Source organism: Larkinella sp. C7, assembly GCF_006149005.1.
GTDB lineage: Bacteria > Bacteroidota > Bacteroidia > Cytophagales > Spirosomataceae > Larkinella.
Genome location: NZ_VBSL01000001.1, coordinates 406,287 through 429,868, shown reverse-complemented (window position 1 = coordinate 429,868; position 23,582 = coordinate 406,287). Strand labels below are relative to the sequence as shown.

11 protein-coding genes are annotated in these 23,582 nt (G+C 53.4%); all 11 read right to left on the bottom strand.

The genetic code is table 11. From position 1 onward, the window contains the following. Positions 1-178 precede the first annotated feature (178 nt). Positions 179-2,638, bottom strand: a complete 2,460-nt coding sequence (locus FH871_RS01765) for an ABC transporter permease (protein ID WP_138989613.1) — start codon at positions 2,636-2,638, stop codon at positions 179-181. A 120-nt stretch (positions 2,639-2,758) separates the two neighbouring features. Then, positions 2,759-5,134: an ABC transporter permease gene (locus FH871_RS01760; protein ID WP_138989612.1), complete on the bottom strand. Its 2,376-nt coding sequence runs from the start codon at positions 5,132-5,134 to the stop codon at positions 2,759-2,761. An 80-nt stretch (positions 5,135-5,214) separates the two neighbouring features. Then, positions 5,215-7,623, bottom strand: coding sequence for an ABC transporter permease (locus tag FH871_RS01755; RefSeq protein WP_138989611.1), 2,409 nt, complete (start codon positions 7,621-7,623; stop codon positions 5,215-5,217). A gap of 116 nt (positions 7,624-7,739) precedes the next feature. Beyond that, complete coding sequence (locus FH871_RS01750) at positions 7,740-10,148, bottom strand: ABC transporter permease (RefSeq protein WP_138989610.1); 2,409 nt, start codon at positions 10,146-10,148, stop codon at positions 7,740-7,742. Between the two features lie 98 nt (positions 10,149-10,246). After that, positions 10,247-12,664, bottom strand: a complete 2,418-nt coding sequence (locus tag FH871_RS01745) for an ABC transporter permease (protein ID WP_138989609.1) — start codon at positions 12,662-12,664, stop codon at positions 10,247-10,249. Between the two features lie 84 nt (positions 12,665-12,748). Next, positions 12,749-15,199, bottom strand: coding sequence for an ABC transporter permease (locus FH871_RS01740; protein WP_138989608.1), 2,451 nt, complete (start codon positions 15,197-15,199; stop codon positions 12,749-12,751). Positions 15,200-15,220: 21 nt separating this feature from the next. Then, positions 15,221-17,599 carry an ABC transporter permease gene (locus tag FH871_RS01735; protein WP_138989607.1) on the bottom strand — a complete coding sequence of 793 codons (2,379 nt, stop codon included), beginning with the start codon at positions 17,597-17,599 and terminating at the stop codon, positions 15,221-15,223. A 69-nt stretch (positions 17,600-17,668) separates the two neighbouring features. Beyond that, entirely contained in the window at positions 17,669-20,086 is a 2,418-nt protein-coding gene (locus FH871_RS01730) for an ABC transporter permease (protein ID WP_138989606.1), read from the bottom strand. Between the two features lie 89 nt (positions 20,087-20,175). Further along, on the bottom strand, positions 20,176-22,596 hold the full coding sequence (locus FH871_RS01725; protein WP_138989605.1) for an ABC transporter permease: 2,421 nt from the start codon (positions 22,594-22,596) through the stop codon (positions 20,176-20,178). A gap of 33 nt (positions 22,597-22,629) precedes the next feature. After that, on the bottom strand, positions 22,630-22,824 hold the full coding sequence (locus FH871_RS01720; RefSeq protein ID WP_138989604.1) for a hypothetical protein: 195 nt from the start codon (positions 22,822-22,824) through the stop codon (positions 22,630-22,632). Positions 22,825-22,895: 71 nt separating this feature from the next. Next, a complete protein-coding gene (locus FH871_RS01715) occupies positions 22,896-23,573 on the bottom strand; it encodes an ABC transporter ATP-binding protein (RefSeq protein WP_114403935.1) in 678 nt (225 codons plus the stop codon). Positions 23,574-23,582 lie beyond the last annotated feature (9 nt).

The window sequence follows — 23,582 nt, the reverse complement described above, 5'->3', positions numbered from 1 at the left end:
TTTTCTACAATATGGGGCATCCCTACGGGACGGATGGCGCAATCTGGTTCTCGAAGACAAACCAACCAATCCCGTAGGGATGCCCCATATTGTAGGGATCGATCCACGAATTGGATCAAACCAATCCCGTAGGGATGCTCCATTTTGTTGGAACCGTCGGAATGATTAGCCTCTGGTTTTATTCCGACCGCAAACTCTTCACCGGATTCATCAACGCGGCTTTGATGCTTTGAAATGAAACCGTGGCAAAGGCAATGACGACGGCGGCAAAACCGGCGAGGGCGAACATCCACCATTCCACATCGATTTTGTAGGCAAAATCCTGCAACCACTGGTTCATGCCGTACCAGGCGATGGGCGTCGCAATCAGAATGGAGACGAAAATCAGTTTCAGGAAGTCTTTCGATAACAACCCGACGATGCTGCCCACCGACGCGCCCAGCACCTTGCGAACGCCAATTTCTTTCGTCCGCTGGTTGGCGGCAAACGTAATCAGGCCAAACAGACCCAGGCAGGAAATGAAAATGGAGATGGCGGCAAAAATCCGGAAGGCGTCGAATACGAGTTGCTCGATCAGGTAATTTCTCGCCAGGTCTTCGTCGAGGAACGTGTACCGGTAGACATCGTCCGGGAAAGTCTGTTTCCAGGTTCGTTCAATCGCCTGGAGAGCTTGGCGCAGGTTCGGTTCATGGCCGGTGTGCGGAGCGAGTCGCAGGTGAATCTGTCCGTAAAATCCGCTGTTCCAGCAGGTCATGACACAGGGTTCGATCGCATTTTGCAACGAGCGGTTGTGAAAATTCTTTACCACACCCAGAATCGGGGCTTCGCCTTCGTTGATGACAACGGTTTGACCAATGGCGGTCTCGGGTGTGAGTCCCAGCATCTTGACCAACGTTTCGTTGATGATAAACCCGTTAAAAGGCTGGCCATTGGGTACGATATTCGAGGGCGTGAACCAACGGCCGCTGACTAGCTGAAGGTCAAAAAGAGATTGATAGTTCAGATCCACTACTTTTAATTCGGCCTGCCGTTTCATTTGCTCCGACTCCGATTTCAGGCGGAAATCCGTTCCGTAGTGGTTTTCGGTCAGCGGGGCGCCCGACGAAAAACTCACGTTTTTGACGGCCGGGTTTTGGCGCAACTGTTCCCGAAATACGGCCAGCTTGCTGTCCTGCTGGTTGCGCGGACTATTGATGGTCATCACCGCGTCCTTCGTAAAACCCAATTCCTTTTGCTGGAAAAATGCCATCTGCCGCGAAACCACCAGCGTGCCAACCAGCAAGCCGTAGGTAATGCAAAACTGGAGAACAATCAGTCCCTGGCGTAGCGAAAACCCTTTTTGGGGTGCCGAAAACGTATTTTTCAGGGCTTTGATGGGCTGGAACCTCGACAACACAACCGCCGGATAGGCACCCGCTAAAACCGCAACGACTCCCACCAGACCCGCCCCAAACCACCAGACTGTGTGATCGGCGTGCAGGTCGAGTTCGATGAGGGTCATGGATTGATTGATCACCGCCAGCAATCCGTTCAGCGCACCCAGCGACAGGACTCCCGCAATTACCGTGATCACCAGACTTTCGCCAATGAACTGAACGAACAATTGCCGCTGCGAACTGCCCACCACCTTCCGGACACCCACTTCCTTCCGCCGTTGAATGGCCTGTGCAACGCTGAGGTTGATGAAATTAAAAGCGCCGATCAGAATCAGAAAAACCGCCAGACTCGCCAGCCCGGCCAAAACCGTGCGGCTGATGACGTAACTGCCAATATTCTCGCCATAACGCGTTTCGGTATGCACATCGGCCAGCGGTTGCAGCACGTAGGTTTTACGGCGAATATCTTCGGCATTCATGTATTTTTTCTGCAAGGCCACCAGTTTTCGCTCAAACGCCTGCGGATCAGCACCAACCGGCAGTGTGACGTAGGTGGTACCCTGGTAGTTGCCCGACCAGTTTGAAGCGTAATACGGGTTATTGGCTTTGTAGAACTGGTAATTGATCAGGATATCAAACAAAAGATTGGTGTTCCGGGGCGGGTCCTGAATGATTCCCGACACCACCAGCGGGTCTGAATTGTTGATGGTCAGCGTTTTACCAAGCAACCTTTCGTAGGGATGGGCGGCTCCGGCAAAATACCGTTCGGCCATTTTCTGGGTCAGCACCACGGCGTTGGGTTGCTGAAAAGCCGTCGTTGCATTCCCCGCCAGCCAGATTCCGTCCGGCGCAATCGCTTTAAAATCGAACGTTTTCAGGTATTCTGCGTCGGCAAACAGCACCCGTTTTTCATCAAACCGGTACACCGTTCCATGTTCATCCGTCGAACTGATGATGCGTGAATCGGGGCCGGCGGTTTGCGTCACGCCCACCCCCGGAATCTCCCGGCGAATGGCTTCGGCCAGGGGGTAGGCGGTGCTCGACCAGTATTGAACCCCGTCGGCTTTCCGGTTGTGTTCCACGATCCGGTAGGTTCGATCGGCGTTTGAATGGAAATGGTCGAAGCTCAGTTCATACCGGATGAACACATAAATGACGAGACAGCAGGTGATTCCCAACGACAAACCGAGGACGTTGATCAGGCTGTACGAGCGGTTTTTCCACAACGTCCGCCAGGCGATTTTAAAGTAGTTACGTAGCATTTTTAGTGAAGAGTTATGAGTTAGGAATTAAGAGTTAAGAATTAAGAGTTGGCTGACGCAAGCTGAAAACACGTGCGTCAGCCAACTCTTAATTCTTAACTCTTCACTCTTAACTCTTTGTTATTCCGAACGAAGTGAGTTAACCGGATTCATCAGCGCGGCTTTAATGCTTTGAAAGCTGACGGTCAGGCCGGCAATGACCAGGGCTGAACCGCCCGCCAGCGCGAACATCCACCATTGAATGTCCACTTTGTATTCAAAATCCTGCAACCATTTGTCCATCGCATACCAGGCAACGGGCGATGCAATGAGCATCGACAGCAGCACGAGTTTCAGGAAGTCTTTCGACAGTAGTGTGACAATACCGGAAACGGAAGCTCCCAGCACTTTCCGGATGCCGATCTCCTTGGTACGGGCTTCTACCGAGAAGGTAATCAGGCCGAGCAAGCCCAGACTGGCCACCAGCAACGTCAGGCCCGTAAACCCGTTGAACAAGCGCATCAGTTGCTGTTCTTTGGCATACAGTCTGTCGTAGGCGTCGTCGAGGAAATAATAATCGAACGGCACAAGGGGCTTGCTGGCGTCGTAAAGGGCTTTGAGTTTGTCCAGCGATTTTACCACGTCCGTGTGGGGATTCAGCCGGACCAGCAGAAAACCGCCGTTGGCAACCAGCGCCCGGGCCGAATCACTCACGACACTCAGTTGCATGGGCGACACCGGCCCGTGCAGGCTCCGCACGTGGAAATCGGCGAACACACCGGCGGTTTTCGACCCTTTAAACGGCGGGGTCTGTTGCTGCGGATTGCCCTTGATCCCGGCTTCTTTCATCAGCGTCTGGTTGAAAACCGTCAGCTCGTTTGTCACCGGTTTTTGTTCCCAGCCGACGGGCGCATACAACCAGCGAATGCCCATCATTTTGAAGAACGTTTTGTCCACCGACAGCACATTCACCATCACCTGTTTTTTGGTTTTTTCCGTCTTCATAAACCAGGTAGAAATGTTGTCGGTAAACAAAGCCGTGTTGGAAACCGCCACGTTTTCGGAACCCGCCCATTGCCGGACGGCGTCGCGCAGGGCCGGGAACTGGGCGGCCATTTCGGCATCGACTTTCATCGCTACAACTTGCGACCGGTTGATGCCCAGGTTTTTGGTGCGTAAAAACCGCATTTGGGTATACAACACGATGCTGCAAATCAGCAGGCCAATCGAGGTGGCAAACTGCACGGTGGTGAACACCCGCCGAACCGCGGCCCCGCTCCGCCCCGAACTCATCGTGCCTTTCAGCACTTCCTGAGGCCGAAACCGCGACAACAGCAGAGCCGGATAACTACCCGCCAGCAGCGAACAGCCCAGCCACAGGGTCAGCAGCAAGATCCAGTAGGAACCCTGTTGCAAGACCCGGTTGTCCATGTGCAGGTCCAGCGCCTGATTGGCCCACGGAAACAGCGCCTGCAAAATGCCGAGCGACAGCGCAAAGGCCAGCGTGGTGGTCAGGAACGATTCCGTAAAAAACTGGCCGATCAGTTCCCCGCGTTGCCCGCCAACGGCTTTCCGAACCCCTACTTCGCGGGCACGTTTGGTGGCGCGGGCGGTGGTCAGGCTCACGTAATTGATGACTGCCAACGCCAGAATGACCAGGGCGACGGTCAGGAGAATGTAAAGCGACTGTCGACCGGTTTTGGGCGCCATCCGGCTGTCGAGGTGCAGCGAGGGCATGGCTTCCAAAATGTAGTTGGAACTCATACCCACAAACTGAATCCCGGCTTTTACTTTTTTGAGCTTGGCTTCAACCTGGGCTACCTGGGCTCCCGGACGCAGCACCAGGTAATGGGTTAGAAAACCGGCTGATTTATAAACGTTTTGCGCCGTTGCTCCCAGCGTCGGCATCGAACTCAACGACACCAGCGCGTTGAACTGGATCACCGAGTTGGTCGGCAGGTCGTCCAGCACGCCCGAAACGGTGAGCGTGTAGTGTTTGTCGTACACCAACGGACGTCCGATGGGATACTGGTTTCCGAAATATTTTTCCGCCATCGCGCGGGTCAGCACGATCCGCCCCGGTTCGCTGAGTGCGGTTTTTGGATTCCCGCTGAGCAGGCGAACGCCCAGAACCGACAAGGCCGGGCTGTCGGCAACGCCGATCTTTTCTTCTTTAAACCGGTGTTTTTCATCCGATTGCAACACAACATCGCCAAATCCTTCGGATAACCGCACCACCTCTTCCGCTTCCGGAATCTGTTGTTTGATGGCCGTACCGAACGACTCGTGCAAACCGGCCATCATAAAATCATCACCTCCGTAGTTGGCAACCGCCAACAGGCGATACGTCCGCTCGGCAAACGGATGATGGCGGTCGTAATGGAATTCGTGCCAGACATACAGGGCAATGAATGTGCTGACGGCCAGTCCGACGGTTAAGCCGAGGATGTTCAGGAAGCTGAACAACGGATTGTATCGCAATTGGCGAAGAGCGGTTTTGACGTAGTTCCGGATCATAAGCTTTTTAGTTAAGAGTGATGAGTTAAGAATTTAAAAAAGCGTTGGCAACCCTACGGGCGTCGGACGGCCTTAACTCTTCATTCCGAACGCAGTGAGGTAACCGGATTCATCAAAGCCGCCCGGATGCTTTGAAAACCGACCGTTAGCAAGGCAATGAAAACCGCCAGCGACCCCGCCAGCGCGAAAACCCACCACGACAATTCCACTTTGTACGCAAAATCCTGCAACCAGTTTTTCATCACATAGCCCGCAATGGGCGTGGCTATTCCGATGGAAATCAGAACCAGTTTCAGAAAATCTACAGAAAGCAACCGGACAATGTTGGTAACACTGGCTCCTAATACCTTCCGAACGCCGATTTCCTTGGTCCGTTGTTCCGCTGTAAAAGTCGCCAGCCCGAACAGACCGAGGCAGGCAATCAGGATGGCAAAGCCGGTGAGAGCCAGAATGATTTTGCCCATACTCAGCTCATTGACGTACAGTTGGCGGTAGGTGTGATCCAGAAACGCATACGCAAACGGTTTGGCCGTTTTATAGCGATCATACACCTGCTGAATGGACGCCAGCGTCTCCGAAGTGGGTGCCCCTTTTGCCAGCTTTATGTACAAATAATCCCGGAAAGTCGTGTCACTCCCGACAAACAAAGCCATTGGTGCAATGCCATAAGCCATCGTCATGAAATTAAAATCCTTCACAACGCCCACTACGGTTTTTGTCATTCCCCGCCCTAAATCAAGGCGTTGTTCGTAGTTTTTTGAGTTGACTCCCAGTTGTTTCGCTGCACTTTCATTGAGGACGATCTGGTTAGTGTTCGCCCAGTTAAGTCCTTTTTGGGAAGCGATGGCCCACTTGATGTTCATGGTTTCGATAAATTCGCCATCTACCGTGTACGTGGTAGCGATCACTTTTTTTTTGCCATCCATTCGTTTCAACTGCCAGCTACTTGAAAAGGGGCCATACATCAGCAGGGTTGAAGCCGCAACCGATTCAACGCCTTTCAACTGATTGATCTCGGCCCGAATGGCTTTGCCGTATTTATCCAAGCCGTCTTCCGGGTCCAGATGTACCGTCACCACCCGCTCGCGATCAATTCCGAGATCTTTCTGCAGGAACAGATCCAACTGGTTTTTAATCAGAATGGAACCGATCATCAGCGCAATGGAAACCGTAAACTGAAAAACCGTCAGCCCTTTCCGAATCCAGAGCGCACTACCCGCTGCGCTGAATTTGCCCTTCAACGACTGAATTGGTGAAAAACCGGAAAGCAGCAAAGCCGGGTAACTTCCCGAAAGCAAAATGCTCAGGACAAAAAATCCAGCCGTTGGAATCAGGAAGAAGGGGCTTGTCAGAAAGTTCGGATCGATGGTAATTTGGAGTGTATTGCAAAAGACGGGCTGCAATACGGTGAAAATCAGCATGGCAAAACAGAACGCCAGCGTTACATACAGCGCTGATTCGAGGTAAAACTGAACGACGAGTGCTTTGCGGGCGGCTCCCACCACCTTCCGAATCGATATTTCCTTCGCGCGAATTGTGGAACGGGCCGTGGTCAGACTCACGTAATTGATGAGTGCCAGCAGCAGAATGAGCCCACCGACCACTGAAAAGATCCCGACCCGTTTGTAGGTTAGGTTCTGGAAGCGAAAATGATAATCGAAAAGCGGATAGAGCCGGTAACGATCTCTTCCATCTTTAATCGTTTCTTCTTTACTCAGCAGCGACGGTATTTTCTGTTCAATGTCGTGCGTGATGGCTTGGGCACTGAGCAGAAAATACGTTTCATAACTTCCGCCGGTTCCCACGCTCTCCTGAATTTCGTCGGCTTTCTTCTCGCCCAGAAAACCGGCATGCCAGTTCCGTTCAATCGCGCGATGGGTTGTCATATCGCCCAGAAAATCAAACTGGATGGACGAGTTGAACGGCGGATTTTTTACCACACCGACCACTTGTAACCGGTGGACTTTGTCGTACAGGATCGTTTTTCCCAGCGGGTCCGCATCACCGAAATACTTGCGGGCCATGCGCTCGGTCAGCACCACTGTTGCCGGGCGGGTCAACACGGTTTTGGGATCACCTGTCAGGAGTTGAAAAGAAAACAACCGCAGAATACCGGGGTCGGCAAACCGGAAGTCCGATTCAAAGGCTTTGTGGTCTGCATCGCTCTGAATCAGTTTGCTGTTAAAGCCTTTTTCCGTCAAACGGGCAAAGTCGTCAACACCGGGGCAAGCTGCTTTGACCGTTTCGCCAAACCGGTATGACATCGTGGGGGCTGAATACGACCGCTCGCCCTCCTCGTGCCGGAGTTCCACCTTTACGATCCGGCGGCCATTGGCATGAAACCGGTCGTAGCTGTACTCATGGGCAACATACAGCACGATCAGCAAGGTCACGACCAGGCCAATGGCCAGCCCCAACACATTGACCAGGCTGATGGTGCGGTTTTTCCAGAATGTCCGCCAGGATATTTTGAAGTAGTTCCAGATCACAAGCTTTTTAGTTAAGAGTTAAGAGTGATGAGTTGAGAATTAAAAAAAGCGCCAGCCAACCCTACGGACGGCTGATGCCACCACGTTGTAACTTATCACTCTTCATTCTTAACTCATCATTCCGAACGCAGTGAGTTAACCGGATTCATCAAAGCCGCTTTAACACTTTGGAGCGAAACCGTCAGGAACGCAATGGCAACGGCAATGACTCCGGCGATGACAAACACCCACCACTCTACGTCGATTTTGTAGGCGAAATCCTGCAACCACCGGTTCATGGCCCACCACGCCAGGGGCGAAGCCAGCACGATTGCGATCAGAACCAGCTTCAAGAAATCTTTGGAAAGCAACAGAACAATGTTCGGCACCGACGCGCCCAGCACTTTCCGGATGCCGATCTCCTTGGTGCGCTGCGCAGTTGTATAGGCCGACAGGCCGAACAGTCCCAGGCAGGCCAGCAAGATCGATAGAAACGCAAATACGCTGAAAATCTGGCCCGTGCGGGTTTCGGCGAAATAGAGTCTGGAAAACTCTTGATCCAGAAACTCGTATTCGAACGGGCGGGCGGGAACGACTGCTTTCCACTTTTCTTCCAGAAACTGAAGCGTAGCGGGCAACCGGCTTCCCGACAATTTGACCAGCAGGACATTGCCACTGGCTTCCGGAAAAATGACCAGCGAACTGATTTTCTGCTTCATGGAGGCAAAGTGGAAATCTTCGACCACCGCACCGACAACGCCGGGTCTTTGGTTGCCCATATCCATTTTTTGCCCAACCGCTTCCCGGGGCGACTTCCAGCCCATTTCTTTCACGGCGGCTTCGTTCAGAATGAAATGAAAATGACGCAGGCTGTCGCTGCCGGGCGTGGTCGCCTGTTCCAGATCGGTCGGCATCCAGTCGCGACCCGCCACAATCCGCAGGCCCATCGTTTTGACGAAATCTTCATCGGCGGGCAGTGCCGTTACTGATTTATACTGGTCGTCCGGGGTGCCGGTTCGGTGCATGCCGTAGCCGCCGTTGATGTAAACCGGTGATTCATAGGCCCGGGTCACCTGCTGCACATCGGCGTTCCGTTTGAATTCAGATTTTAAGGCCCGGATTTTTTCGTTCACCTGCCGGTCGGCGGGCAGCACCAGGACATGATCTTTGCTATAACCCAGTTTTTTATCCTGGATGTAGGACAACTGGTTGCGAACCAGCATCGTACAGACAATCAGAAAGGCCGTAATGGCGAATTGAAACACGATCAGTGCCCGGCGGAATTGTCCGGCTCCGGCGGTTTTCAAATGCCCCTTCAGAACGTGAACGGGTTCATAGCGGGCCAGCACCAGGGCCGGATAACCGCCCGCGATGAAACTGACCAGCAGCACAATCCCCAACAGAAGCAACAAATTCCGGGATTCCATCAGAACGTCGAACGAAAATTCCCGGTCGGACAAGTCGTTGAAAAGCGGAAGACCCAGGTAAACCAGCAACAGGCCCAGCCCCAGGGCCGCAAAAGTGACGATCACCGACTCGCCAATGAACTGCCCGAACAATTGCCCCTGCAACGCGCCCATCACCTTCCGAACGCCGACTTCCTGCGCCCGCTCCACGGCCCGCGAGGTGGCCAGGTTGATGTAATTGACGCAGGCAATGATCAGAATCAACACCGCCACGGAGCCGAAAATGTAGAGATAAACCAGATCGCCGTTGGGTTCAAAATTGCCCTCAACGTCGGAGTGAAGATGCACCTTTCGCAGTGGTTCGAGGTGGTAGGTCAGGTAATTACCGCCCGACATCTCTTCCTTGCTGAACTGCGTTTTCATGAAAGCCGGGATCTTGGCCTGCAGCGTGGCAATCGACTCCGGTTTGCGCAGTAGCAAGTAGGTGGCATAATTGGCCGAAAACCACTGCTCTTCTTTCGACGCGGAGAGGGTCGTAAACGAAGCCAGCAGGTCGTATTTGATTTGGGAATTGTCCGGGCAGTCTTCCACCACACCCGTTACGGCATAGTCTTTATCCCCACCCCCGGCGTTGATCCGGACGGTTTTGCCGACCGGGTTTTCGTTCCCGAAGTACTTTTTGGCCGAGGATTCCGACAGGACGACCAGGTTGGGACCGGCCAGGGCGGTTTTCGGATTGCCCTGTTTCAACCGGAATGAGAAGATGTGGAACAAAGCGGAATCGGCGTAGACCACTTTTTTCTCACTGAATTTCCGGTCGGCATAACTGACCACAGCCTGCCGGTTTTCCATCCGGACGCCCGATTCTACTTCGGGAAACTGCCGCCCGAATTCCGGCGCCACCTTCGTTCCGGTTTGCGGGACTTTGTTGACCTGCCCTTCCATGCTGTATTCCATCACGACCCGCACCGTCCGGTCGGCCTTTTGCTGAAAGGAATCGTAACTCAATTCGTGCGAGATGTACAGATACAGGAGCAAACAGGACGCCAGCCCGACGGCTAGTCCGAACACGTTGATCCCGGAAAAAACCTTGTTTCTCCACAGATTGCGAAAGGCGATTTTGAAGTAGTTTTGTAGCATACATTTTTTAGTTATGAGTTATGAATGAAGACGGGGCCGCCCGCGCGGTTATAGGCGTCAGCCAGCCGTGCGGGCGGCCCCGTCATAACGCTTCATTTTCATTCCGAACGAAGAGAGGTAACCGGGTTCATCAAAGCCGCTTTGATGCTCTGGAACGAAACCGTGGCAAATGCGATCAGGATGGAAACCGCGCCGACCAGCGCAAACACCCACCATTCCACGTCGATGCGGTAACTGAATTCCCTGAGCCAGCTTTCCATCGCGTACCATGCAATCGGGGTGGCAATGACGAGCGCCAGCAGCACCAGTTTCAGGAAGTCTTTGGAAATCAGGGCGACAATTCCCGCGACCGAGGCTCCCAACACTTTCCGGACGCCAATTTCTTTGGTCCGCCGTTCGATGGTGAACGTGGCGAGTCCCCACAAACCGAGGCAGCAGATTACCAGTGCAATACCGGCAAAAACGCGCAGAAGCGAAAATTGCCGCTGTTCGTCTTCGTAGAGTTCCTGCAGGCTGTCGTCCAGGAACTTGGCATCAAACAGGCTTTCCGGATACATTTCTTTCCAGGCGGTTTCAACGGCCGCCATTGTGGTCGTGTAGTTGCTCGTCCGCAAGTTGAGTCCAACGGAATAGTAAAACTCCGGCAGGTTCATCAGCACCATCGGCTCGATGGGATTGTGGAGTGAACTGGTATGAAAATCCTTCACCACGCCCACGATTTCGGCGTCAACGTCATTGAGGCCCACCCGAATTTTACGCCCTAATGCCTGTTCGGGTTTGGCATAGCCCAGTGCTTTGACGGTATTTTCGTTCACCACAAACGCATACCGGCGCTTTTCTTCCGGTATGGCCCCCGAAATCGCCAGCGTATCGCGGTGTTCGAGGAACCGTCCGGCGACCAGTTTTAAGCCGTACGTCTTGAGGTAATCGGCGTCGGCCAGTTTGAGCGAGATGTTTATTTTTTTCGTTGGATTGGCGGGGTCGGGGCGCATGTCAGTGCCGAAATTGTTGGGTGATGTCGGCGCTCCCAGCGCGAATGAGAGGTGCTCGACCCCCGGAATCTGCCGCAGTGACTGCCCCAAAACGGCCATTTTTTTCGAATCCGGGATGGCAACCGTGACAATGGCGTCCCGTTTGAAACCCAGGTCTTTCTGCCGGAAATAATTCATCTGCCGGTAAATGATCAGGACGCCTACGGCCAGAATGAGGGATATGGAAAACTGGAAAACGACCAGTCCCTGCCGCAGCCAGACGCGCCCGGAGCGAAGACCACCTGCTTCCGTGGCGGTTTTCAATGCGCGGATGGGTCGGAAGCGGGCCAGGAAAAACGCCGGATACAAACCCGCCAGCAAGGCCGTGAACAACGCCAGCGCCACCAGAATACCGCTGGTCTGGAGCCATTCTGAGGTGATCTGTTTCTGTAAAAAATCGTTGACAACTGGTAGTAAGGCGTTGGACAGCAGCAGCGACAACAGGGCCGAAATGCCGGTCAGCCACAGAGCTTCGCTCAAAAACTGCCAGACCAACTGGCTTTGCGTGGCACCGATTACCTTCCGGACGCCCACTTCTTTGGCGCGTGTCATGGCGCGGGCTGTCGACATGTTGATGAAATTCACGCAGGCAATCAGCAAAACAAACAAGCCGACGGCACCGAAAACGTAGAGATAGGTGGGCGAAATGGCCGCCGTCAGGATGGTGCCTTCATAGTCGGGGTTGAAATGAATGTCGTGGAGCGGCTGGAGAACCAACGTGCTGGTTTCGCCGTCGCGGGTAGAAAAGTATTTTTTCTCAGCCTGTCGAAGCCGGGCGGCATACTGCTCCGGCGACTTGCCCTCGGGCAAAACCGCAAACACACTCCCGCCAGAGCGAAGTCCCCACTGATCGATGCCGAACGAGAAGAAGGTTTTCATCGACCCAAAAGACACCAGCATGGACACCGGAAAATTCGTTTGGGAAGGCATGTCCCGCATGACACCCGCCACCTGCACCTTCAGGTCGTTGCTGATTCGCAGCGTTTTGCCGAGGGCCGAAGCCGAGCCGAAATACTTTTGGGCGGTTTTCTGGGTCAAGATGACTTTATTGGGTTCGGCGAGAACGGTTTTTCCGTTTCCTTCAAGCATTTCGACCTCAAACAGGTCGATGAAGTCGGGTTCCGCAAAAACGACATTGTCTTCTTTCAGAATCTTCTGGGGCGAAACCAGCACGGAAAGGTCGCGGTCGGCATGAATGCGGGTCACTTTCGGCCAGTCGGCAAAGTCGGTTCGCATCGCCGGTGCCAGCGGATAGGGGGTAATGCCCGACTTCTCGACTTCGGCACCCGTCGTCCGGATGAGGTTCACGCGGTAGATCCGGTCGCCCTGCTTCAGGTGTCGGTCATACCCCCATTCGTTCTGCACAAAGAGCAGGATCAACAGACAGGTCGTCAGGCCGAGCGTCAGTCCGATCAGGTGAATGCTCGTGGTGGTCGGGTGCTTCAACAGGTTCCGCCAGGCGATTTTGAAATAGTTACGCAGCATATCCTTCTTTAGTTACGAGTTAAGAATGAAGAGTGAAGAGTTAATACTTTAATTCTCCACTCTTCACTTATAACTCTTCCTTCTTCATTCCGAACGCAGTGATTTCACCGGGTTCATCAGGGCGGCTTTGATGCTCTGGAAACTGACGGTGATGAACGCGATCAGTAACGCCAAACCGCCAGCGGCTACGAAAATCCACCACGGAATTGTGATCTTGTACGCAAAGTTTTGCAGCCATCGATTCATGGCCCACCACGCCATCGGTGACGCAATCAGAATGGCGATGACGACCAGCTTTAAAAAATCGGTGGAAAGTAGCAGCACGATGTGGGATATGGAAGCGCCCAGCACCTTCCGAACGCCAATTTCCTTGGTGCGTTGCTGAGCCGCAAAAGCCGCTAATCCGAACAGCCCGAGGCAGGAAATCAGGATGGAAATGGCGGTGAAATAAGTCACGATGCGCGACGTACGGACTTCGGCCTGGTAATTTTTCTGGAAATCTTCGTTCAAAAACGAATATTCAAACGGTTCGTCGGGGCGCAGGGCTTTCCATTTCCGTTCCAGAAAACCCAGCACGTTTTCCATGTTGTCTGAATTGACGTGCGCAATGATGTAGTTGAAATTCGGGCGGGTCATCAGCATAAAAGCATAGGGCTCAATGGGTTGATGCAGGTTTTCGTGGTGAAAGTCTTTCAAGACACCAATCACTTCGTACTGGTACGTCTGCCCGTGCCAATTAAAATTCAGTTTTTGCCCAATGGCTTTGCGGAGTGGAATCTGAAGTTTTCGCAGGGTTGATTCATTGACAACGAGCCGGTTATTGGTATCGCCGGGAAATTGCCGTGAGAATAGCCGTCCGGCTACCAGTTTGAAACCCATCGTTTGCAGGTACTCAAAATCGACCTCGCTGTTTTTGACATTCTGCATTTCATTGACGGTTTGATCCGGGCGATACAAACCAAAATCCGTGGGGTTCATAATGCCGGGATAATACTGGGTTCCGGCCGCCGAAACCACCTGGTTATTCCGTAAAATCTCATTCCGAAACGCCGTATACATCCCGCGCGACTCACTGCTCCGCAACGGAATGGCAATTTGCTGATCCTGCGTAAAACCCAGCGACTGATTCCGTAAAAACCGCATCTGTTCCTGAATCACGAACGTGGCCAGCACCAGCCCGATGGCGACCACAAACTGAAAAACCACCAGCCCGCGACGCAAAGCCACCGCCGACAGGCTGTTGACAAACTTGCCCTTCAGCACCTGAGCCGGATTGAACATCGACAGGAAAAACGCCGGGTAACTGCCCGCGATCAAGCCCGTCAGCAGCGTCAACCCAATGAAGGATAGGGCAATTGACGGTTCCAGCAATTCCGACACCTGCAAGGATTTGCCGGCCAGTTGATTGAATACCGGCAGAAGCAGGGCAATCAGCCCCAATGCAATGACAAGCCCCAGCAACGACAGGATCATCGACTCGCCCAGAAACTGCCCGATTAGTGAACCCCGTTCCGCGCCCATCACCTTCCGAATACCGACTTCAGCCGCCCTTTTGGCCGACCGGGCCGTTGAAAGATTCATGAAATTAATACAGGCAATCAACAGTGTGAAAACCGCAATCGATGCCAGGATGTACAGGTAGGTTGTGCTGTTGGTCGGCGTCACAATAGCCTGAATCTGGCTGTATAAATGAAGCTCCGGAACCGGAATCAGGAAGAGTCGTTTATCGTAACCGTACCGTTTCAGCTCACTGCGCATGTATTTTTCGACAAATGCCGGTATTTTCTGTTCCAACTGCTGTGCGTCGGCATCCGGTCTTAACCGGAGGTAAGTAGTAAAGAGGTTGTTATTGGTATAATCCAGATTGGGTTGCCGAAGGTAATTGCCGATCATGCCGACATACATCGGTACAAAAAAACGGGCATCGATGTGGGAACGCGAACTTTCATCGCGGTAAACGCCCGACACCCGGAAATTGTCGCCGTTGCCTGTCGATCCGCTAATCCGGACGGTTTTGTTCAAGGCGGGTGCATTTCCGAAAAGTTTATGGGCAACCTCTTCGGATAACACAATCGAGTTGGGCTGAAACAGGGCTTTTTTAGAATTGCCTTCCGTGAATTCGTAGGAAAAAAGATCAAAGAACGTCGAGTCGACCTGATAGCCCTGGGTTTCGTAAAATGACTTCATGGGTTTGCCGGTTTCCTGCACCTGCAGCAACGTTTTGTCATCCATGATGTTGACGTAAAGCCGCGCGACTTTTTCGACCTCCGGAAATTCCGATTGAATCGCGGCTGCCATCGGCCCCGAAAGGCGGGGGTATTCTTCATTTAATCCAGGCGATTTGACGGCGCTCGACATCAAATACAATTGCTTCGCGTGCTGGTGGTGCTGATCGAACGATAACTCGCTCCGGATGTAGAGCAACAGCAACAGACAGCATGTCATGCCAACCGACAGACCGAGAATGTTGATGGCCGAGAACGTCTTGCTTCGCAGTAGGTTCCGGATGGCGATTTTTAAGTAGTTCGCTAGCATAACTTTACATTCTTAACTTTTTCATTCCGAACGCAGTGACTTCACCGGATTCATCAACGCGGCTTTGATACTTTGAAAACTGACGGTGGCAAAGGCAATTAGAACGGCCAGCAGACCCGCCAGCGCAAACACCCACCACGCCAGGTCGATCTTATAGGCAAAGGCGGTCAGCCACTGACTCATTGTCCACCAGGCAATCGGTGAGGCAATCAGAATTCCGATCAGCACCAGCTTCAGGAAATCTTTGGAAAGCAGCGCGACAATGCCCGTAATTGACGCGCCGAGGACCTTGCGAATGCCGATTTCTTTGGTACGTTGCTGGGCCGTAAAAGTTGCTAACCCGAATAAACCAAGGCAGGAAACCAGAATGGCGATGCCCGCAAAGAAGTTGAATAACTGCCCCGTCCGCTGTTCCGATTTATACATCTCGTTGTATTGCACGTCCATAAACTGGTAGTCGAACGGATAATCGGGGCTGTACTTTTTCCAGAGTTTTTCAGTGGCCGCAACGGCTTTAGACGCATCCCGGCCCGTGGTTTTGACGTAAAGCCGCCCCAAATTGGTGTTGTTCCGGTAAAAGAAAACCGCCGGTTCCACTTTCTGACGCAGGGAGGCAAAATGGAAATCTTTCACGACACCAATGATGATTCCCTTCGTCTGACCGAGCGTAAAACTTTTGCCGATGGGATTTTTAATGCCCGTATTTTTTACGGCGGTTTCGTTCAGGATGACGTGCATCGAGTCCGCGGGGGAGCCGGTAAAGGTTTCGCCCTGCACCATTTTCAGGCCGAAGGTGGAAATGAAATCTTTCTCGACCTGCATCCGGTTAATGATAAACATGCTGTTCTTGGGCTTTCCGTCCCAGTCCGTATCGCCGGTTGAATTGCCTAAATTGAGCAGATTTCCATTCGAAGCAGTTACGCTCCGGACGCTGGGCTGGCGCGACAACTCGGCCTTGATCGCATCGAAATGCTTTAACATATCGCCGGTCATCCAGAACGCGAAGACATTTTCCCGGTCATAGCCCAGATTTCGCTCGCGCATAAACCGCAGTTGGTTACCGATGACCAGGGTTCCCACAATCAAAGCCGTCGAAAAGGCAAACTGGGTGATCACCAGCGTTTGCCGGAACGTAACACCTTTGCCGCCCGTTGCCATTTTTCCGCGCAACACTTTCAAGGGTTCGAACGACGACAGAACCAACGCCGGATAGATGCCTGCAACGGCCAGGGTAAATACCAAAGCGCCCACCAGCACCAGCCAGGTCTGCGGATCGGCCAGCGAGAAGGGCTGGGTTTTGCCGGTTAGTTCCTGATAGGTCGATTCCAGTCCTTTGATCAGCCCGATGGCCAGCAGCAGCGCGACGACAAAAATCAGGAGCGATTCGGCCAGAAACTGGCCAATCAGGTGTTCGCGACCCGCACCGACCACCTTCCGGACACTCACTTCCTTGGCCCGTTGTGTGGCCCGCGCCGTGGCCAGGTTGACGTAGTTGATGCAGCCGATGGCCAGCAGAATGAGCGCGACGATGCCCATCATTTTCACTTCCTGCATGGCGCCGGGTGTGCCGTCGGGCCGGTAGAGGTGGATGTCGGTCAGCGGTTGCAGGCGGTACACCGTCACCTGATCATATTTGTTGCTGGCATGGTGAACGTCGTTCAGGGTTTTTACGATCTTGTCCAGATTGGCGTGCGGATCGACCCGGAAATACGTTTGGGCGAACCAGTTGCCCCAATCCGAATCCATGGTTTTCCAGTAATCACCGGGGGCACCACTGTATTGATTCGCCAGAAGCTGCAACGGAAACAGCATATTGCACCGGATGCTGGAGTTGTCGGGAAAGTCACGAATGACGCCACTCACGACGAAGTTCTGCTTTTTCGGAACGGAATACAGCACCTTCCCGACCGGTTCCGCCGAGCCAAAGTATTTCAAAGCCGCCGACTCCGTCAGAACGACCGATTGCAGGTCGGGGAAAGGACGCTCGCGGTTGCCTTTCACCCAGTCGAAGCTAAAAAACGTGAAGAAACCCGGATCGACGTAGACGGCTTTTTCTTCCACCAGCGTTTTGTCCTGCACCTTGAAAGGTGAAACGTCGTAATTCCCGACGATGCGCACGGCGTCTTCCACCGACGGCATTTGCTGTTTGGCATGAGCCGCCACGGGAGCCACGATCTGGCCCGAAAACTGCTGCGCCGTGCCGGAGCCAAAACCGCCGTTGACGCGGTAGATCCGATCCGCATTCGCATGAAAACGGTCGAAACTCGTTTCGTCTTTCACCCACCAGAGCAGTAGAATACCGATTCCCAACGCCACGGCGAGCCCGCCAATGTTGATGGCCGAGTAGCCTTTGTTGTTGAGCAGACCCCGCCAGGCGGTTTTGAAGTAATTGCGAATCATACCCTTTTTTTAGTTAAGAGTGAAGAATTAAGAGTGAAGAGTTGAATGTATCAGCCAACTCTTCACTCATTATTCCGACCGCAGCGAAGTAACTGGATTCATTAGAGCCGCTTTTACGGACTGAAACGAAACCGTCAGCAACGCAATCGCCAGCACCAGCACGAACGGGAGTGCAAAAAGCCACCAGTTTATATCGGCCCGGAACGCATACGTGTTGAGCCACTGGCTCACGGCCAGCCACGCCAGCGGAGTCGCTACCACGCAGGCAATCAGAATCAAAATCGCAAATTCTTTATACAGCATCCGCACGATCTCGGGCACCGTCGCCCCCAGCACCTTGCGAATACCGATTTCTTTGGTCCGCTGGGCCGTGGTGAACGACGCCAGACCGAACAAGCCCAGACAGGCCACCAGAATGGCTAAACCGGTGAACAGCCCGAACACCTGCCCAAACCGCTGATCGGCCTGGTATTGCGCATTGAAGTGTTCGTCCAGAAAGAAATATTCAAACGGATTGCCGGGGAAAAACCGGTTCCATTCGCTCCGGACGGTAGCAATCGTGGTGTTCAGTTGACTGGACGCCATTTTGATCGAAAAATAACCGCCTGCGTCCGGAATGAGTCGGAGAATCAAGGGCTCAAAAGCATCCCGCAGCGATTGCTGGTGGAAATTGTCGGTGACGCCCACGATGGTAAACGTTTCACCCCAGAAATCAATTTCTTTGCCAATCGACTCTTCCGGGTTGTTGAAACCCAGTTGTTTGATTGCCATCTTGTTAAAAATGACGGCTTTCTTTTCCAGTCCGTATTCTTTCGAGAAGTCGCGCCCGGCCAGCAGTTTCAGGTCGAAGGTTTTCAGAAAATCGTAATCGACGGCAATCACCCGGTATTGACTTCCCTTGCTTTCGTCGGTGCCTTTCAATCGAATGCCGCCCGCATTCCAGTCCGACGCCTGACCCGGCACCACCGACGACGCGGCCACGTGCCGAATGGCGGGCTGGCGCAGCAATTCCTCTTTAAAAGCCACCATCTGCCGCATGAACGTGGAATCCAGCCGGATGATGGGCGGATTGACCACCAGCGTCTGATCGATGTTGATGCCCAGACTTTGTTCCTGCATGAAGCTGATCTGCCGAAAAACCGCCAGCGTGCCGACGAGCAGAAACAGCGAAGCCGCAAACTGAAAAATGACCAGCGATTTCCGCAGAATGATGCCCTGCCGCGATGTCACCATCTTGCCTTTCAATACCGTTACGGGCCGGAAACCGGACAAAACAAAAGCCGGGTATAAACCCGAAAAGAAGGTTCCGATGACGAACAACGCGGTTAAGGCCAGCCAGAACGACCCGTTTCCCAGCAGCGATAACGTCAGGTGCTGGCCCGACAGTGCGTTGAACAGCGGCATCACGGCCACGACAAACCCCAGCGCCAGAACCACCGCCAGGCCATTCAGCAACACCGATTCGATCAGAAATTGCCGGATCAACTGCCCGCGCTGCGAACCGACGGCTTTGCGAATTCCAACCTCCTTGGCCCGGTTGATGGCCCGCGCCGTGGCCAGATTGATGTAGTTGACCCAGGCAATGACGACGATGAAAAACGCAATCGCCAGTAGCAGATACACCGTGTTGCCGTCGCCATTGGGTTCGGCTTCCTCCATCAGGTGCGAGTAGAGGTGAATGTCTTTCAGGGGTTGCAGCGTATAGACCGCACCGGCATCGTATTTTTTCAGTTCGGCCCCAATGGTTTTTTCGATATACGGCACAAATTTGGCTTCGAGGGCTTTGGGATTCGCGTCGGGGCGGAGCAGCAAATACGACAGCGCCCCGTCCCACATCCAGGCATTGTCCGGGTTGTTGTCCGGCCCCATCTCTTTCACAAACGTCACGTGCGGAATCAGCAGATCCGCGTGCAGGTGTGTATTGGCCGGCATATCCTTGTAAACGCCCGTTACTTTAACCGCCTTCCGCTGGTTGAACCGGATGGTTTTGCCCATCGGTTGTTCGTTCCCAAACAGCTTTTTCGCAACGGTTTCGGATAGAACGACGGTATTGGGTTCGGCCAGCACGGTGGTAGGATCACCGGCCAACAGGGGATAGGAGAAGATTTTGAAGAACGATTGACTGGCCACAAAGACTTTCTCGACTTTCAGGCTTTTTTCGCCATAATCGGCAATCAACGCCCGGCGTTTCAGCACTTTGACGTAATCTTCCACCTCCGGAAACGTCGCTTTGAACGAGTTGCCAGCCGCTTGAGCACCCCCGGCCCATTGCGTGCTCAGTTTGCCTTTATCATACCGGTCCTGTTTGACGCGGTAAATCCGATCGCCCTTCGTGTGAAACTGGTCGTAGCTCAGCTCAAAATCCACGTATTGCAGAATCAGGAGACAAGCCGCAATCCCGATGGACAGCCCGACGATGTTGATGGCCGAAAAAACCTTATGGCGCACCAGGTTCCGAAACGCGATTTTGAAATAGTTCGTTAGCATGTTGTATGAAATTATGAGTTATGAATTATGAGTGAAGAGTTAGAAATGCAGACATCCATTTTAACTCTTCACTCATAATTCATAACTCTTCACTCCGAACGAAGTGAGGATACCGGATTGGTCAAAGCCGCTTTGATGCTCTGAAAACTGACCGTGGCAAAGGCGATCAGAATGGCGAGCAAGCCCGCGACGGCGAACATCCACCACGCCAGTTCGATCTTGAAGGCGTATTCCTGCAACCACTGGCTCATCAGCCACCACGCCAGCGGAGACGCAATGACAATCCCGATCAGGACCAGTTTCAGGAAATCTTTCGACAACAGGATGACGATGCTGGTGACGCTGGCACCCAGCACTTTACGCACGCCAATTTCTTTGATCCGCTGCGCCATGATCATGATGGCAATGGCAAACAGGCCCATGCACGACAGCACGATGGCCACCCCGGCGGCCGTAATGAATAGTTTCGCCATTTGTTCTTCCGACTGGTATTGCCGGTCGGTATTTTCGTCGAGGAAACTGCCTTCAAATTCAGATTTTGGAGAAACTTCCTCCCACGCTTTTTTCAAAACCGCCATCGTGGCCGGCACGTTGTCCGGAGCAATTTTGACCAGCACGTAGCCAATCGGCCAGTCGTGGCTCATCAGAAGGGTATTGGGCTGCACGGTTTTCTTGAGCGATTCGTGGTGGTAGTCTTTTACCACACCGATGACTACCAGCGGAGGTTCGCCATCGTTCACGTTCAGCAAGGTGCCGACCGGGTTTTTCTCGCCCAGTTCTTTTGCCATCGTTTCGTTGATGATGACGCTGGTGGTGGTATCGGTCGCGTACTGGCGGGAGAAATCGCGCCCGGCCAATAGTTTGATGTCCAGGGTTTTCAGATAGTCGTAATCGACGGGTTGCCAGTGGCTCCGAATCGTCCGGTTTTTGTGGTCAAAGCCCACAATCGACGTCACGCTGGAACCATCCAGACCACGGCCAAAGTTCTTGTACGCGCCCGTCACACTCAGCACCCGGGGCTGTTGCGCCAGCTTATCCCGGAAGAGGTTTAACGCCTGCCGTCCATTGATCGAACTGCCAATGGGAATGCTAATGACCTGATTTTCATTGAATCCCAGCGGCATCGTGCGCAGGAAGTTGACTTGTTGCCAGGCAATGAGCGTACACGCCATCAGGAACGTGGCAATGGCAAACTGAACGATGAGCAGGGTGTTGCGAACCGCTCCGGTTTTCCCCAGCGAAACTTTTCCTTTCAGAATCTGTGTGGTGTTCAGGCGGGCCACAAACAGCGCCGGATAGCCGCCAGCCACGAAGGTGATCACCAGGAAAGCCGTCAGCATGGAGATGATTACGGTAGGGTCGGCGAGGGAGGAGAGGGACGCTTTGGTTCGTAGAATGCTGTTCAACTCGGCGACCAGAGCCGTGACCAGCAAACCGCCCAGGACCAGCGAAATCAGGCAAAGAATGAAGGCTTCGCCCCAGAATTGAAAGACCAGTTGTTGTTTTAAGGCCCCCAGCACCTTGCGCATACCAACTTCGCGGGAGCGCGTCATGGACCGGGCCGTAGAAAGATTGATGAAGTTGATGCAGGCAATCAGCACGATAAAACCGGCCACCACCAGCAGCAGAATCGGGTAGGAGCGTTTGACGGGTGAACCATTGCCTCCGCCCACCTCGGTGTCGAAGTGCATATCGGTCATCGGCAACAACCGCAGGCTGGTCAGGTCGCCGTTTTCGTCGGGTTGACCGCCGTCGCGTTTAAGGTTCAGAATCGAATTGGCGAGGTATTTGGTGACGAAAGGCCGGAGTCGTTGTTCGAACGTGGCTTCGCTGATTTTCGGGTCGACCTGGACGAATACCGAATGAAACCGGTTGTCCCACTGGTCTTTGTTCTGCTGGTATTCCGGGTAGGCTTCAAACCGGGCCAGCAGATCGAACTTCAGGCTGGAATTGGTGGGCGCATCGGCAACCACGCCCGACACCACGAACGGTTTCCAGGTTTCGTTTAACCGCAGCGACAGGGTTTTTCCGATGGGGTCGGTGGAACCGAAAATCGACTGGGCGGTTTTTTCGCTGATGACGATGTTACTCAGGCTGTTCAGAACGGTGAGGGAATTGCCCTTCCGCATCGGGAACGAAAACATTTCGAAAAAATCGGGATCGACAAAGCGGACGCTCTTGTCAAATTCCTGATCGCCGTACCGAACCGCTCCACCGCCATCAACCACCCGCGTAATGTGCGCAATCTCGGGCAGGAGTTCTTTCCGGAGCGACGGTGCCAGGGGAGCGGGCATCGTCGCCGATTTGTTCGTGGGTCCCGACTGCTCATACACCATGAACAATTGCTTGCCGTTGGTGTGGAAATTATCGAACGTCAGGTGCGACCAGGCCGCCAGAAACAGCAAAAGGCAGCTCGCAAACGCTACCGACATGCCAATGACATTGACCAGCGCAAACGTTTTGTGTTTCCACAGGTTACGCAGCGCTATTTTAGTGTAGTTGAGAAGCATAAGAAAAAGCGGAATCGTCGGTGAGCCGTCGTACTACTGTGCCAGAGTCCGCACGAACTTCACCAGCATTGGTTGGGATAACTGGCAAGGAGTTCGCTGGCTATCCTTCGTCTTTGGGACGTACTGTTTCACCTTCCGGTGGGCCGAAAAAAGGTTGTGTGGATGACCAATGGCCGAAGCCGACTGGCCGATGCACACCATGAGAAACAAAAGGATCAGCGTTTTCATAAAAAGGTTTCCGAACCGGTATTAAGCTGAGTTCTAATCAGTGAACTCAGCTTAATGCCGGTTCGGATGTATTACACGTGGAAATTCTCCGTCACAATCTTGCCATCGAACAGGTTGACGATGCGGTGGGCGAAACCGGCATCGTAGGGTGAGTGCGTCACCATGATGATGGTCGTTCCTTCCGTGTTCAACTGGTTCAGCAATTTCATCACTTCCTCCCCGTTGGTGGAGTCAAGGTTACCGGTCGGCTCATCGGCCAGGATCATCTTGGGCTTGGCAACCACCGCGCGGGCGATGGCCGTCCGTTGCTGCTGACCACCCGATAGCTGCTGCGGAAAGTGGTTGCGACGGTGCATGATGTTCATCCGTTCGAGCACCTCCTCGACCGCCTTTTTGCGATCTTCGGCGGGGGTTTTCAGATACAGCAGCGGCAGTTCGACGTTTTCGTAAACCGTTAGCTCGTCGATGAGGTTAAAGCTCTGAAACACAAAGCCGATGGAGCCTTTCCGCAACTGCGCCCGCTGGCGTTCCGACATCTTCGACACCTCGGTGCCGTAGAAGTGGTATTCGCCTTCCGACGGGTTGTCCAGCAGGCCGAGGATGTTGAGCAGCGTGGACTTTCCACAGCCCGACGGACCCATCATAGCCACAAATTCGCCGTCCTTGACATCCATGGAAATGCCGTGCAGCGCGGTGGTTTCGACTTCTTCAGTCGCAAAAACTTTTTGTAGGTTTACGGTACGTATCATATTGTCTGA

Coding starts and splice junctions, on each gene's coding strand:
- FH871_RS01765 (WP_138989613.1), bottom strand. CDS start 2,638: ATGCTACGTAACTACTTTAAAATCGCCTGGCGGACGTTGTGGAAAAAC.
- FH871_RS01760 (WP_138989612.1), bottom strand. CDS start 5,134: ATGATCCGGAACTACGTCAAAACCGCTCTTCGCCAATTGCGATACAAT.
- FH871_RS01750 (WP_138989610.1), bottom strand. CDS start 10,148: ATGCTACAAAACTACTTCAAAATCGCCTTTCGCAATCTGTGGAGAAAC.
- FH871_RS01745 (WP_138989609.1), bottom strand. CDS start 12,664: ATGCTGCGTAACTATTTCAAAATCGCCTGGCGGAACCTGTTGAAGCAC.
- FH871_RS01740 (WP_138989608.1), bottom strand. CDS start 15,199: ATGCTAGCGAACTACTTAAAAATCGCCATCCGGAACCTACTGCGAAGC.
- FH871_RS01735 (WP_138989607.1), bottom strand. CDS start 17,599: ATGATTCGCAATTACTTCAAAACCGCCTGGCGGGGTCTGCTCAACAAC.
- FH871_RS01730 (WP_138989606.1), bottom strand. CDS start 20,086: ATGCTAACGAACTATTTCAAAATCGCGTTTCGGAACCTGGTGCGCCAT.
- FH871_RS01725 (WP_138989605.1), bottom strand. CDS start 22,596: ATGCTTCTCAACTACACTAAAATAGCGCTGCGTAACCTGTGGAAACAC.
- FH871_RS01720 (WP_138989604.1), bottom strand. CDS start 22,824: ATGAAAACGCTGATCCTTTTGTTTCTCATGGTGTGCATCGGCCAGTCG.
- FH871_RS01715 (WP_114403935.1), bottom strand. CDS start 23,573: ATGATACGTACCGTAAACCTACAAAAAGTTTTTGCGACTGAAGAAGTC.